This window comes from Bacillus cereus group sp. MYBK101-2 (genome assembly GCF_051918845.1).
GTDB classification, from domain to species: domain Bacteria; phylum Bacillota; class Bacilli; order Bacillales; family Bacillaceae_G; genus Bacillus_A; species Bacillus_A paranthracis.
In genome coordinates, this window is record NZ_JBQAIE010000005.1 from 119741 (window position 1) to 133717 (window position 13977).

Sequence of the window (13977 nt, forward strand, 5' to 3'; positions counted from 1 at the left end):
TGGGTGGCGTATATTGCCTTCTTTTCATCACATACTACAATAGGTACATATAATTGGAATGGAGGTAATAATAAAATGGCGCACGAACAACATAGTTCAGTAAATGACGTTCTACATCATTATAAAGAAGGTATCGGTAGTTTTACAAACCAAATTCCTGAAATTGCTGAAACATATAATGCATTCACGCAAGCTTGTTTTCAAGAGGGTTCTTTAACAAAAAGGGAAAAACAACTTATTGCATTAGGAATTAGTCTAGCAACGCAAGATGAATATTGTACCGTTTATCATACAAAAGGGTGTCTGGATCAAGGGTGTTCAGATAAAGAAATTCTGGAAGCATGTGGTGTATCAGCAGCATTTGCTGGTGGAGCTGCAATGAGTCAAGCGGTAACTTTAGTGCAAGAGTGTTTAAGTGAACTGAAAAATCAAAAGCATTGAATAGAAAAAACGTTTTAAACTTTATGTTTAAAACGTTTTTTATGTGAAATTACATTTGTATTCATTTTAATATTTTATTTCTTCATAAATCGAATTCTCTACATCAGGAAGAACTGTGTATATGCTTTTACTGATTAAAGCTTCTAATTCTTTCTTAATTGCATAAAACCCTTTCCAATGTAATGATGTATGAGACGTTGTACCGTGACGTAAACCAACGGAAATCAATCTTCTTTCCAGCGTAGTAAAACCATCCGCGTCAGCAAGAGCATCACAAAGAGTAATTACTTTATTGTATAAATCGTAGTTACAATGTTCATTCAATATTTCAACTAATTGGATTCTCATATGGTCAGGAACGAGACTCCACTCCGCTGCGATATCTATATGTTCATTTTTGCAGGGGAATGAGTGTGTAACACAAATAACAGCGTTTCCTGTATACCCTAAATCATTCATATACATATAACCATCATAGGAATGAATGACCGATTTGGTAAAACCTTTGTATCTTCCGATATCATGCAAAAGGGCAGCATTATATGCTATATCAGCATCTAGGTTATACCCATTTTTAATAAGTTCTATAATTATGTTTTCAGTTGCCTGAGCAACATTTATTGAATGTTCAAACCAAGGACCGGGGTTTTGTTCATATGCCCATTCGAGTAATTCTTTTGCATATGTTCTATCTACTATATATTTCATATCGTTATCCTTTCCCTAAAAAATCATGTTTTAAAGAATTTCATCTTAGTATATCATTATTCCTGCTTTAAAAATTGGTACAATGAAACAAAAGGGGGATTAGTAATGCAAAATTTAGTAATTGAAGAGATTAAGAAAATAAATGATGATATGGAAGAGCTTTCTGAACTTTTGAAAACGGTTGTAAATGATGGGGCATCAATTGGTTTTTTACCTCCACTGGATCAAAAAGAATCAGCGAAATATTGGGAAACTGTTTTAGCACCAGAAGTGATCTTATATGTTGCTAAAATAAATAATGAAGTGGCAGGGAGTATTCAATTACATTTAGTTACAAAGCCTAATGGGATTCATAGAGCTGAAATTTGTAAGTTAATGACTCATCCAAACTTTAGACGTAATGGCATTGGACGTTCACTTATGCGCAAAGCAGAGGAACGAGCGAAGCAAGAAAACAGGACTCTTTTAGTGCTAGATACTAGAGAAGGAGATCCTTCGAATAAATTGTATAAATCATTAGATTATCAAGAAGCTGGAAAAATACCAGAATACGCAATTTCTCCAAATGGTAATTTAGATGCCACAGTTATTTATTATAAATTTTTATAAGTGATGATTAAAATGCTGTCATGCTTAAAATAATAAAGTTTGATTTTTAACACCGTCTATATTTCTCTAGCGGTGTTATTTGAATTTAATTAATGTGCTAATTGAATTTGAGAAAGTTTTTAGAGGGTTCTTTTCGTAATGTTCCTCGACTTATAATGGATGTAGAGAAGATGACTAGGCAACTATAGTTATTTTCGCTTTATTATGGGAAAGGGGATGACGAGATGAAAACGAAAGGTTTACAGAAGGTAAAGAAAGTTATATTAAGTGGTGGGATATTACTTACAGGATTGTTAACTTTCGGTTTTTCAGAAAAAGCTTCAGCTCATGGATACGTAGAATCACCAGCGAGCCGTTCTTATTTATGTAAGCAAGGGGTAAATGTAAACTGCGGTCCGATTCAATATGAGCCGCAAAGTGTAGAAGGAATAGGTGGATTCCCGCAATTAGGACCTTCTGATGGTCAAATCGCAGGAGCTGGCCATTTCCCTGCTTTAGACGTTCAAACAGTTGATAGGTGGAAAAAAGTTACGTTAAACGGCGGGACGAATACATTTAAGTGGAAACTAACCGCACCTCATAGTACGAAAGAGTGGAAATATTATATTACGAAAAAAGATTGGAATCCAAACAAGCCTTTAACGAGGTCTGATTTAGATTTAGTGCCTTTCTATGTGAAAAATGATGGAGGAGCTAGACCTGGAACTTCCGTAACACATGAAGCAAATGTGCCTACTGATAGAAATGGATATCACCTTATTTTAGCTGTGTGGGAAATAGCGGATACTGGAAATGCATTTTATCAAGTTATAGATGTTAACCTTGTAAATAACGGTTTACCATCAAATAACGTGCTAAATCATGTAGCACAAGTTCCTACTTTATTTTAAATAAAGTATACATTTCGATCATCTAATTCATTTTAGATGATCTTTTTTACGAAAAACGATGAAAAATATAGAAGAAAGTGCAATTATTTATAAAAAATTATGCTTTAAATATTGTCATATTTGCTTCTTTAAGATATCCTTTTCATGAAGAGGTGGAAAACATGGAAAAAGTACTAGTTTTCGGGCATAAAAACCCAGATACAGATGCAATTTGTTCTGCAATTGCTTATGCAGAATTGAAAAAAGAATTAGGAATGAATGCTGAGCCTGTACGTTTAGGCGAAATCAGCGGTGAAACTCAATTTGCGTTAGACTATTTTAAAGTAGAAGGACCGCGTTTTGTTGAGACAGTTGCAAACGAAGTGGACAACGTTATTTTAGTAGACCATAACGAGCGTCAACAAAGTGCTAACGATATCGAATCTGTTCGTGTGTTAGAAGTTATTGATCATCACCGTATTGCTAACTTTGAAACAAGCGATCCTATTTACTACCGTTGTGAGCCAGTTGGTTGTACAGCTACAATCTTAAACAAAATGTACAAAGAAAACGGTGTTACAATTCGTAAAGAAGTTGCAGGTTTAATGTTATCTGCAATCATTTCAGATTCTTTACTATTCAAATCTCCAACTTGCACAGAGCAAGACGTAGCAGCAGCTCGTGAATTAGCGGAAATCGCTGGTGTAGATGCTGACAAATACGGCTTAGAAATGTTAAAAGCTGGTGCTGACTTAAGCGGAAAAACAATGGAGCAATTAATCTCTCTTGACGCTAAAGAATTCCAAATGGGTAATGCGAAAGTTGAAATCGCACAAGTAAACGCTGTTGATACAAATGACGTTCTTGTACACCAAGCTGAACTTGAAAAAGTTATCTCTGCAGTAGTAGAAGAAAAAGGTTTAGACCTATTCTTATTCGTTGTAACTGATATCTTAACTAACGATTCTGTCGGACTTGCGATCGGTAAAGCAGCAAACGTTGTTGAGAAAGCATACAACGTATCTCTAGAAAACAATACTGCTACATTAAAAGGTGTAGTATCTCGTAAAAAACAAATCGTACCAGTATTAACAGAAGCATTCCAAGCTTAATATTATTGAGTATGATTTAACAAAAAGACAAGTAGTCAGATTGGCTACTTGTCTTTTTCTTTCTCTAAAAAACAGAAAATTAAAAATAGGAGGATTGTGTATGTTTAATGATTTGGAGAGTAAATTACAGTCACTTTTAGAGCGAAATATTACTTCTGTTTCAGAATTAGAAAGTTGGCTTTTCGATGAACTGCGTGTAAACGCTGAAATAGAAGAGGAGATAACAAGTAGTTTAATCGCCACGTATAGGGATACAAATGACAGAAATATGCGTGATTTACATTTGTATAATCAAAATACAATTCAACCACTTTTAAAAAGATACACTGCAAAGTTTGACCAAAAATTTATAGAGTGTCCGTTTTCTGACTTATTAGATGAGCGAAAATATGGATTTATGAAAAAAGCAAGATTTGTAAAGAGTAAAATGTTTAATGAAAAAAACATTTCTCTTTCTATTAAAGAGCAAGAGTGCATTACGAAATATAGAGAAATAATGTCTAACATAACAATTAATTGGGGAGGCGAGCAAAAGACGTATGCACACGTTAAAGCAAAGCTAGATAACCCAAATAGAGCTATTCGCGAAAAAGCTTGGTACGCTTTATGTGAAGCAAGGAGTGTAGTGAAACCAGAAGTGGATCGTATTATGAATGAACTCATACAATTGCGGAATGAGATAGCTTTAAATGCAGGGTTTAATAATTATAGTGAATATGCTTTTAAACAAAAAAACAGAGATTACAGTATTGATGATTGTTATAAGCTCCATGAATCTATAGAAAAGTATGTTGTACAAATTTGGAAACAGTTAGGAAGTATTTCTAAAAAGAATCTCGGTGTAAAAACGTATCGTCCTTGGGATCTTTCTCCATGTAGTTTACCAAAAGTCCCATTCCAAAATGTGATTGATTTATTAAATGGTGTGGAAGAAATATTTCGAAAGACAGATTTATATTTTTATGAGAAATTTATTCATATAAGGAAAGCTGGATGCATTGACGTAGAAGAACGTGAAAATAAAGCACCAGGAGCTATTTGTTTTACCTTGCCTCATAGTAAAGAGGTTTTTGTGTATTCTAATTTTAGTCCTTCATTTTATGCAATTAATGCACTTATACACGAAGTGGGGCATGCATTTCATTTTTATAAACAATTTAAAAACGATAGTAGTATGCAGGAAAGATATCTGCGCGAAGAGGTGGCTGAACTTTATTCCCTCAGTCTTGAGTTATTAGTAATGGATAAGCTGAATGTTTTTTATAAGCAAGAGGATGAATATAAAGAAGTGCAACGCGTACAAATATATCGTGCTTTGTCTTTATTAATGTCGTCAATTGTAGGAGATGTATTCCAGCACTGGATCTATGCGAATCCAAACCATACACCAGAAGAACGTGATAAGAAATACGCCGAACTATGCAAAAGATATCAATATTCAACAGTCGACCTTGCAGGATTAGAGGATGAAATCGGTGCAAGTTGGATAGAGTCATTTCACTATGTTCAGTTTCCTTTTTACAAAATTGAATATGCAATTGCACAAATAGGAGCAATGCAATTGTTTCAAATGTACCGGGAAGACCCAGAAAAAACGATTGCTTTCTTTAAAGAAGGTGCGAATGCAGATTGGAATTTATCTATACAAGAAATATATGAAAAAACAGGTGTCACGTTTGATTTTTCGGAAGAAAGGATAGAAAGTACTGCAAGTGTTATTTTGGATGTGATCAATGAATTAAAATAAGGATAGCATTCGCTATCCTTATAACTGTTTATTCGTAGATTTTTTCTTGTTTATATAAAATGTAATAATAGCTGTAATTAGGAAAATAGGTAGGGCATACGCTTGCCCAACAAACAATTTCCAGCCAATATGATTATAGCCTTGGGATGATGGAGCGATCATAGCGATTATGCAAATTATAATATAGAGTACTAGTGCAGGGAGTATATTTTTCATTTGTTCACCTCCTTCTAAAGATATCCTATTTGATTATTTATATATTTTAATTATTATTAAGGGCTTTGAAAAGTAAATATACTATTGTTTATAGTATTATAATATTTACAAGAAGGTACTATGTTTAAATAGGGTAATGGGGGTTCAAATCTTAAAAAAGTGAATTATTAGTAAAGAAGATGGTCATATGGTAAAAGATGTAATTTTTATATTTAATATCATTATATAGCATGTTGAGGGCAAAATGTATAAAATAATTAACATTACTTATGCAGGAGAAGAGGTAAGAAATATATGGGAAGGTTATGCATAATTCCATGCGGAAAGAAGAAAATTTGGGATAAGTATCCTGATTACGGACCGATGGAAGCAAAAGATGTATATATTAGCCCGTTCGGAAAAGCATGTCAGGCATATGCAACAATGTTTTTTGAGAGTTGGGTTATATTATCGGCGAAGCATGGATTTTTAAGGCCAAATGATATTGTACTAGAAAACTATGATCTTGCGTTTGATTCAAAGAGCGATAAGGTAATAAGTATAGAGCAATTACAAAAACAGATGGTAGATAAAAGTTTACTACAGTTTGACGAAATCGTCTTACTTGCAGGGAAAAAGCATAAAAAAGTAGTAACAAAGCTATATCCAGAAGAAATGATTACATATCCGTTAGAAGGATGTAAAGGAATTGGATATATGTTGCAGAGGTTGAAAGAGGCAGTGAAGGAAGAGGAGGAAATATAAGTATAGTTTCGGTCACCATGAGCTTAAACTGTTTTTAGGGAATTAAAACGTAAAATAGAGTTTTTAAGCATCGCCAAAAAGGTGATGCTTTTTGTTCGTGTCACCACTTTTTATATCGAAAACGATTTGCCTTCACCTTTAGAAAATGTAGGATGTATGGGGACAGTTAAGATTGTAAGAGGGAATAGCAATAAGACAAGTTTTGAATATGATATTAAGAAAGGAGATGTTGATAAATAATGGCCAGATATAGTTTGCATGGAGGACACAATAGTATTGTTCAAGGGGCTAATTTTGGGAATCGGAAAGAACACGTTCTAGATAGGCAAGTTAAAGATGCTGTGGCGGCTAAGTTAAGATCCCTAGGACACACGGTTTATGACGATACGGACGAGGTAGGGACAACTCAATCACAAAATTTAAATAATATCATTCGGAATAGCAATTCCCATGCTGTGGATTTAGTTATTTCTTTTCATCTTAATGCAAGTGATGGAAATGGACAGGGTGTTGAGGTTTTGTATTATGATCAGAAAGATTTGGCAGCTAAAATATCAGCTCAACTAGCAAAAGATATTGGATGGCGTGATCGAGGTGCGAAACAACGTACAGATTTAGCGGTATTAAATGGAACGAAGGCACCGGCTATTCTTATTGAATTAGGATTTATTGATAATGAATCCGACATGGCAAAATGGAATGTTGATAAAATCGCTAATTCTATTGTATTTGCTCTTACAGGACAAACTGGAGGAGGTGCAACGGACTTGCTCAAAGTAAAAACTGGTGGTGTAGCATTTAGCAATTTACAAGCTTTGGCTCAGGCGATGGTTGATGCGGGTATTGATGGACAAATTGTCGTTCAGAAAGATGGCATTGGTTATGCTATAACGAATGGCTATCCGTCCGGAAATATCGATAAATTTACAGCTTGGTTAGATGCACGTAAATGGTACTATGAGTACTTGAGATAAAACGAAAATTAGTTTGATTAAAAACTAAAAATTGTCTTATTTTTAGCTAACAAGTATATTAAGTAATTAATAATTATGTAACTATAAATATGGATAATGTATATGTAAAGTAGTACACAAAACCACCTGTCAGAAAGGTGGTTTTGTGTATCCCGCTTTAATGGACAGTAAAATTCATACCTCAAAATTCGGATGAAGCTAAGAAATTAGCTGGGAATTGTACTGCTTGTGGCCTCCTACTGATTATAGTTTAGAGCTTTGTAAGTCTTTACTTATTAAATCCGTAATAATATTTTATTTTCTCAATACATAAGCCGAATTTTAAATTATTACTAAATAATACAATACTTCTCATACTATTTATTAGATGATAATAGCAAAAAAACAAGCTTTGAATATAATAATGAAAAAGGAGATGTTAAATAATGGGTTATATTGTAGATATTTCGAAATGGAATGGCGACATTAACTGGGATATTGCAGCACCACAATTAGATTTTGTAATTGCACGTGTGCAAGATGGTTCAAATTATATAGATCCTTTATATAAAAATTATGTACAAGCAATGAAAGCAAAAAATATTCCGTTTGGTAATTATGCGTTCTGTCGTTTCGTTTCAGTAGAGGATGCACGGATAGAGGCGAGAGACTTTTGGAACCGTGGTGATAAAAATGCCACAGTTTGGGTAGCTGACGTAGAAGTAAAAACAATGAACGATATGAGAGTGGGTGCACAAGCTTTTATTGATGAATTACGCAGATTAGGAGCTAAGAAGGTTGGTTTATATATTGCTCATCATATGTATGATCCATTTGGAATGGCAAATGTCAATTGTGATTTTGTATGGATTCCTCGTTATGGTGGTAACAAACCAGCCTACCCATGTGATATTTGGCAATACACAGAAACAGGGAATGTAGCCGGTATAGGAAAATGTGATTTAAATAAGTTAATGGGAAATAAACCGTTAGTTTGGTTTACTAATCAAACTATTGAACAATCGACAAAACAAGAAGGAGTTGGAATTATAGTGAATAAATTTAGTAAAGTTGTTACGTATGAATTTGGTACAGCATTAGTAGTAGAAATGTTAGGAATGATGGATGCTCTTGGGTATGAATCTCGTATTATCTCATATGGAGATAAACAAGGATTAGTTAGATTTGAAACAGCATATCGCCAAGGGAATGAATTAGATCGAGCGACAGCGTGGTTAGATGCTAAAGGACTTAAATATTTTTATACAAAAGAATAGTTTGCTAAATAAAAAGCCGTCATGTGACGGTTTTTTATTTTTATGTAATCTTTTAACTCTACTTATAATATGGAGAAAATAGATTAACAAACAAGCCATTGTATACTTTCAAACATAGAATATGATGCATTCTATCAAGGAGGAAGCATATTTATGAGAAATACTTGTCATTGTGGACATTTTCAAGATTGTAAAAAATTTTGGGATGATTTGATGTTTGGGAGATATGGATGTAAACGCAATGATTTTCACGAGTGTTGTTGCAAAGAGAAACCGAAGTGTGAGTGTGAAAAATGTCATTGTAAAACAAAAGCGAAATGCCATTGTAGGCATGAAGAGGAAGGGTATTAATAATAAAAAGGAGTACGATACGTACTCTTTTTTGGGGTGATTATATTCCATGTTGAACAGATTTCTTTACAATTAACCATGTGTCTTTCTTTTTAATCGTTATAGCTACATTAGTTCCATTAGATTCCTTATAAAAGATATATCCATTGTTTGAGTTTACATATGTGACTGGTTCGCCTATGCAATCTCGCGAGCAGGATTTGTTGACTAGTTCAATTAGGGATAGTTCGCTTGGACCTGTTTTACTTGCTTCTATAACAGCATCAAGGTTCGTTTTTCGATAGCCTTGTAAGTTGATATGAAAAAGCTGCTCTATTTCTCCTGTAATGCTAGTATTCATTACTTCTACTGAATTCTTTTTTTCTTGAAGAAATCCGTTTTCATAAAGTAATTTTGTATATCCAATCCATGCTATTAATACTAGCATGGAAAATATACCCGTCATTTTAAGCGTTCGTAGTCGTTTACTTACAATAGTTTCTGAGTATTTCATTCAGTCTAATCCTCCAATGTTTTTAATTTAAAATATGCTTGGATACATACTTTTAGAAGAGGATGAAATTTGATGAGTTTTCAATAAAAAAGAAAACATCCAGAGTTAGATGCTTTCTTTTTTGTATTTTTTGCTATCTGTTCGTTACTTGTTTCATAAGTGGTCTAATTTCTTTAACCGGTGGTTTTTTATCGTATACATCAACGTAAGAAAAATAATAATTTAAGTTTCTGAGAATTCCTTTTCCTATTTTAGCACTTAAGAAAGGAAAGACTTGTCCAGTATAATCATCAAGAGATTTACAGTAGTATTTTTCATCTAAATATATACTGTATTTACATGTTAGTTCTACTAGTGAGTTTCCTTCATCATCAATTACTTCTTTAGAATCAATAATGTCTATTAATGCGAATTTTTCATTTAGATAAACTTTCTTCTTTTTCTCATGTTTATTTGTAAGTATAAATACGAGACCAATGGCGTTAATCAAACTATTTCCTCCTATAAAAAACGGATATTAATAAAATATATCGATATACGTTAAATGTAAAGAGGACAGGTGAAATATCATTGCTAGAAAGTTCGATAAGCCGATTTGGTTTTCAAATCGGCTTATTGTTATTGAAATACTTGCGGGAATTGCTGTACGATTGCGTTTGTTATCATGTCGGACATTTCTAAAGCTTCTTTTTCAATTTTATCGTACAATTTTACTCCTGCTTCATAATCTTTATTTAGAAATGCCAGTGCTTCTGCTTTTGTTAATGCTAGATGTTCATAAAACATTTGTGTAAATTCTTCTTTTTGTATATATGGGTTGATGCTAGTAAGAAACGCTACAATTTCATCACCGTTAGCGTACCATTTTTTCTCTATAGCGACAGCTGCGTTTTGGTCACCAGCTTTTGCGGCTTTAACAAGATCTGCTGCAATTACTAAGTGGTCTTTAATTAATGCACTATATTTTTTTACTGCATCTTCACCATAGAATGGTTCAAGAGATAGTCCCATATGTGTTGCATTTTGAAGAAGCCGTTTAACTGTAACGTTTACGTCTGGTAAATGAAAGACAATACTTATAATAGCTAATCTCGTCCAAGCGACATGTTGTTCCCATAAGGAACGCATATAACCTTTTAAAAAGTTCTCATTTTTACTAATTCTGTAATTACGTACAGATGTATCAAAGTGTAGATAATGGTTATGATAGGGGGAGTAATACGATTGCCAATAAGAATACATAAACGGTAACACTCCTTTGAACATGTATAACTCAAAGTATGATGGGAATTTATAATTAGTTACGTGTCCTCGTTTATTTTCAGAAATTGATATGGAAAAAGATGAGGAATTTTATTGCGTTATATATAAATAAATTGAATATAAAGTAAAAGAGGCTCTGCAAGGGAAGTTGCAGAGCCTCAAAAGGGTATTGCCGAGATGTCGGACTCGACTACGTAATATTATCATAAAATTCTATTAAAAAAACCTGGTAAATGTGTCCAATTGAAAGTGAGTCTTTAATAAAGTGAAAGGGACCTGCTTCCCGCGGCAGATCCCTTTCACTAGATAATGTCGATGAGCAAAAACTCATCTGGAGTACCTTTATAGTAACAAGTGAAATTCGTTTTGTGTATTGAGAAAAAAGAATTAGATAATTAAATGTTAAGCATTTATATTTTACCTTTTGTGATTATCACCATTTGTAGTGAGTGGATTAAGATTATAAAATGGCGATAAGATTTATAATTACATCTAATAGTGTTATGAAATATATAATAATAATAAAAGACCCGCTTATATAAGCAGGTCAACTTAAGGGGGTTATCAAACAGAATATTTCATATGTTAACAACTGTATTGTATTAAGTCTATAAGGTTCATATTGAGAAAATGATTATGAACGATCTATTTCGCACGTGTATTAACGTTTAAAAAGTTGAGAAAGAAAATGAAAAAGCTTTCTATAAGAAAATAATGGTTGGTACTTATAGTATGATTCATATTTCCACGCTTCATTATTTGAGAATTGGGGTTGGTTCGATACGCCTTTCTGTTTGATGAAACTAATATTATGGTGCTTCATATAGTAACCTCCTGAATTCATATGTATAAGATTAGTAGTATTCAAGGAGAATTAATAAAATGTGTATTTATTTAGAAATTCGTTATAGTTGTTAATCAATTTCTAAAACGTAAAGAAGCATAAAATAATGAAAAAGCAAGACGTTAGTCATGTATTCATCACTTTCATGACGCATAAGAGATGATATAATAGGAGTAGATGAAAGATAAAGAAAAGCAGGTGACTCTTTTTTGTTTACAAAAGCACAAGAACTTTTAGCGTCTTATTTCGGTTATTCGTCATTCCGAAGAGGACAAGATGAAACAATTAAAAATGTATTAGATGGGAAAGATACAGTTTGTATTATGCCTACAGGTGGTGGTAAGTCAATTTGTTATCAAATTCCCGCATTAGTATTTGAAGGAACAACGTTAGTTATATCGCCTTTAATATCACTTATGAAAGACCAAGTAGATACATTAGTACAAAATGGTATTTCAGCTACATATATTAATAGTTCTATTTCGATTACAGAAGCGAATCAACGAATTCAATTAGCGAAACAGGGCCATTATAAGTTACTTTATGTAGCGCCAGAGCGACTTGATTCAATGGAGTTTGTTGACCAACTGATCGATATGAAAATCCCGATGATTGCCATTGATGAGGCGCACTGTATTTCGCAGTGGGGACATGATTTCCGTCCGAGCTATTTACATATACACCGTATATTAGATTATCTTCCAGAAAAACCGCTCGTATTAGCATTAACTGCTACGGCAACACCACAAGTTCGTGATGATATTTGCAACACGCTTGGGATTAATCAAGAAAACACGATTATGACAACGTTTGAGCGCGAGAACTTATCATTTTCTGTTATTAAAGGACAAGATCGTAATGCATATTTAGCGGATTATATTCGTCAAAATCAAAAGGAATCTGGGATTATATATGCAGCTACTAGAAAAGTAGTTGATCAGTTGTATGAGGATTTAATGAAAGCGGGAGTTTCTGTATCAAAATATCATGCCGGTATGAGTGATAACGATCGAAATGAGCAACAAGAACTCTTTTTACGTGATGAAGTGAGTGTAATGGTAGCCACATCTGCGTTTGGGATGGGTATTGATAAATCGAATATTCGTTACGTTATCCATTATCAACTTCCAAAAAATATGGAAAGTTATTACCAAGAAGCAGGACGTGCTGGCCGTGACGGATTAGATAGTGCATGTATATTGCTTTATTCTTCTCAAGATGTACAAGTACAACGCTTTTTAATTGATCAATCGACAGGAGAGTCTCGTTTTTCAAATGAACTTGAAAAACTGCAAAATATGACTGACTACTGTCATACAGAACAATGTTTACAATCATTTATTTTGCAATACTTTGGAGAAGAACCAAAAGAAGATTGTGGCCGCTGCGGTAATTGTACAGACGACCGAGAAAGTATCGATGTGACGAGAGAATCGCAAATGGTTTTATCTTGTATAATTAGGACGAACCAACGATTTGGTAAACAAATGATTGCACAAGTACTAACTGGATCTAAAAATAAGAAAGTCATTGAATTTAATTTTCATACTTTGCCAACTTACGGACTTTTATCAAATCGTAGTGTAAAAGAAGTGAGTGAATTTATTGAGTTTTTAATTTCAGACGAGCTAATTGCAGTTGAACATGGTACTTACCCGACACTAAAAGTAACGGAAAAAGGGAAAGAAGTGTTACTTGGTAAAGAGAATGTTTTACGTAAAGAACGAGTAGAGACAAGACAAATCGTTCAAGATCATCCTTTATTTGAAGTACTTCGCGAAATACGTAAAGAAATTGCGCAAGGAGAAGGGGTACCTCCATTCGTTATTTTCTCTGACCAAACGTTGAAAGATATGTGCGCAAAAATGCCGCAAAGCGATTCTGAACTTTTAACTGTAAAAGGGATTGGTGAACACAAACTTGTGAAGTATGGTTCGCACTTCTTACAAGCAGTTCAGCACTTTATTGATGAAAACCCAAACTATGCTGAAACTATTAAAACAGAAGTGGTGACAGAGCGGAAGAAATCAGGGAAAGCTTCAGCAAATTCTCATTTGGAAACGTATGAAATGTATAAACAAGGTATTAATCTAGATGAAATTGCGAAAGAACGTGGATTATCAAGACAAACGATTGAAAATCATTTAATTCGTTGTTTTGAAGATGGAATGGAAGTAGACTGGAACAGTTTTGTTCCTGCAGAATACGAACAACTGATTGAAACTGCTGTGCAGAATGCTGATGGTGGTCTGAAATCGATTAAAGAACAACTTCCGAATGAAGTGAGTTACTTTATGATTCGTGCTTATTTACAAATTAGGAAGTAGAGACATGTAAAGGGGATAGGGAT

14 protein-coding genes are annotated in these 13977 nt (G+C 33.6%); 9 read left to right on the forward strand and 5 right to left on the reverse strand.

The genetic code is table 11. The features are described from left to right. Window positions 1-3: 3 nt before the first annotated feature. Window positions 4-441, forward strand: a complete 438-nt coding sequence (locus ACTFSI_RS12985; protein ID WP_179192338.1) for a carboxymuconolactone decarboxylase family protein — start codon at window positions 4-6, stop codon at window positions 439-441. A 66-nt stretch (window positions 442-507) separates the two neighbouring features. Here ACTFSI_RS12985 and ACTFSI_RS12990 read toward each other — a convergent pair whose 3' ends face one another. Continuing rightward, a complete protein-coding gene (locus ACTFSI_RS12990; RefSeq protein WP_000875267.1) occupies window positions 508-1149 on the reverse strand; it encodes an HD domain-containing protein in 642 nt (213 codons plus the stop codon). 105 nt (window positions 1150-1254) lie between these two features. Between ACTFSI_RS12990 and ACTFSI_RS12995 the strand changes: the two genes are divergently transcribed. The 4 genes from ACTFSI_RS12995 to ACTFSI_RS13010 all read left to right on the forward strand — a co-directional run bounded on the left by ACTFSI_RS12995 (window position 1255) and on the right by ACTFSI_RS13010 (window position 5486). After that, complete coding sequence (locus tag ACTFSI_RS12995; RefSeq protein WP_001180577.1) at window positions 1255-1758, forward strand: GNAT family N-acetyltransferase; 504 nt, start codon at window positions 1255-1257, stop codon at window positions 1756-1758. Window positions 1759-1982: 224 nt separating this feature from the next. Further along, entirely contained in the window at window positions 1983-2648 is a 666-nt protein-coding gene (locus ACTFSI_RS13000) for a lytic polysaccharide monooxygenase (protein WP_000850065.1), read from the forward strand. A 161-nt stretch (window positions 2649-2809) separates the two neighbouring features. Further along, window positions 2810-3739, forward strand: coding sequence for a manganese-dependent inorganic pyrophosphatase (gene ppaC, locus ACTFSI_RS13005; RefSeq protein ID WP_000416850.1), 930 nt, complete (start codon window positions 2810-2812; stop codon window positions 3737-3739). A gap of 100 nt (window positions 3740-3839) precedes the next feature. Beyond that, window positions 3840-5486: a M3 family oligoendopeptidase gene (locus tag ACTFSI_RS13010; protein WP_440045424.1), complete on the forward strand. Its 1647-nt coding sequence runs from the start codon at window positions 3840-3842 to the stop codon at window positions 5484-5486. A gap of 18 nt (window positions 5487-5504) precedes the next feature. On the opposite strand, the gene ACTFSI_RS13015 is transcribed toward ACTFSI_RS13010, so the two are convergent. Then, window positions 5505-5702: a DUF4017 family protein gene (locus tag ACTFSI_RS13015; protein WP_000789867.1), complete on the reverse strand. Its 198-nt coding sequence runs from the start codon at window positions 5700-5702 to the stop codon at window positions 5505-5507. A gap of 294 nt (window positions 5703-5996) precedes the next feature. Here ACTFSI_RS13015 and ACTFSI_RS13020 point away from each other — a divergent pair, with 294 nt between their 5' ends. The 3 genes from ACTFSI_RS13020 (at window position 5997) to ACTFSI_RS13030 (ending at window position 8676) form a co-directional block, all read left to right on the forward strand. Beyond that, window positions 5997-6446: a DUF6884 domain-containing protein gene (locus ACTFSI_RS13020; protein WP_000532994.1), complete on the forward strand. Its 450-nt coding sequence runs from the start codon at window positions 5997-5999 to the stop codon at window positions 6444-6446. A 239-nt stretch (window positions 6447-6685) separates the two neighbouring features. After that, complete coding sequence (locus tag ACTFSI_RS13025) at window positions 6686-7420, forward strand: N-acetylmuramoyl-L-alanine amidase (RefSeq protein ID WP_000135293.1); 735 nt, start codon at window positions 6686-6688, stop codon at window positions 7418-7420. Window positions 7421-7845: 425 nt separating this feature from the next. Next, entirely contained in the window at window positions 7846-8676 is an 831-nt protein-coding gene (locus ACTFSI_RS13030) for a GH25 family lysozyme (RefSeq protein ID WP_000540603.1), read from the forward strand. A 391-nt stretch (window positions 8677-9067) separates the two neighbouring features. Here ACTFSI_RS13030 and ACTFSI_RS13035 read toward each other — a convergent pair whose 3' ends face one another. From ACTFSI_RS13035 to ACTFSI_RS13045, 3 genes are all read right to left on the reverse strand, one after another. Next, window positions 9068-9520, reverse strand: a complete 453-nt coding sequence (locus tag ACTFSI_RS13035) for a hypothetical protein (RefSeq protein ID WP_138321887.1) — start codon at window positions 9518-9520, stop codon at window positions 9068-9070. Window positions 9521-9653: 133 nt separating this feature from the next. Further along, window positions 9654-10010, reverse strand: coding sequence for a hypothetical protein (locus tag ACTFSI_RS13040; RefSeq protein WP_000606237.1), 357 nt, complete (start codon window positions 10008-10010; stop codon window positions 9654-9656). A gap of 128 nt (window positions 10011-10138) precedes the next feature. Next, window positions 10139-10762 carry an acetylglutamate kinase gene (locus ACTFSI_RS13045; RefSeq protein ID WP_070806231.1) on the reverse strand — a complete coding sequence of 208 codons (624 nt, stop codon included), beginning with the start codon at window positions 10760-10762 and terminating at the stop codon, window positions 10139-10141. Window positions 10763-11836: 1074 nt separating this feature from the next. On the opposite strand from ACTFSI_RS13045, the gene recQ reads away from it, so the two are divergent. Beyond that, window positions 11837-13954, forward strand: a complete 2118-nt coding sequence (recQ, locus tag ACTFSI_RS13050) for a DNA helicase RecQ (RefSeq protein ID WP_138321888.1) — start codon at window positions 11837-11839, stop codon at window positions 13952-13954. The last annotated feature ends 23 nt before the right edge of the window (window positions 13955-13977 follow it).

Coding starts and splice junctions, on each gene's coding strand:
- ACTFSI_RS12990 (WP_000875267.1), bottom strand. CDS start 1,149: ATGAAATATATAGTAGATAGAACATATGCAAAAGAATTACTCGAATGG.
- ACTFSI_RS12995 (WP_001180577.1), top strand. CDS start 1,255: ATGCAAAATTTAGTAATTGAAGAGATTAAGAAAATAAATGATGATATG.
- ACTFSI_RS13000 (WP_000850065.1), top strand. CDS start 1,983: ATGAAAACGAAAGGTTTACAGAAGGTAAAGAAAGTTATATTAAGTGGT.
- ppaC (WP_000416850.1), top strand. CDS start 2,810: ATGGAAAAAGTACTAGTTTTCGGGCATAAAAACCCAGATACAGATGCA.
- ACTFSI_RS13010 (WP_440045424.1), top strand. CDS start 3,840: ATGTTTAATGATTTGGAGAGTAAATTACAGTCACTTTTAGAGCGAAAT.
- ACTFSI_RS13015 (WP_000789867.1), bottom strand. CDS start 5,702: ATGAAAAATATACTCCCTGCACTAGTACTCTATATTATAATTTGCATA.
- ACTFSI_RS13020 (WP_000532994.1), top strand. CDS start 5,997: ATGGGAAGGTTATGCATAATTCCATGCGGAAAGAAGAAAATTTGGGAT.
- ACTFSI_RS13025 (WP_000135293.1), top strand. CDS start 6,686: ATGGCCAGATATAGTTTGCATGGAGGACACAATAGTATTGTTCAAGGG.
- ACTFSI_RS13030 (WP_000540603.1), top strand. CDS start 7,846: ATGGGTTATATTGTAGATATTTCGAAATGGAATGGCGACATTAACTGG.
- ACTFSI_RS13035 (WP_138321887.1), bottom strand. CDS start 9,520: ATGAAATACTCAGAAACTATTGTAAGTAAACGACTACGAACGCTTAAA.
- ACTFSI_RS13045 (WP_070806231.1), bottom strand. CDS start 10,762: ATGTATTCTTATTGGCAATCGTATTACTCCCCCTATCATAACCATTAT.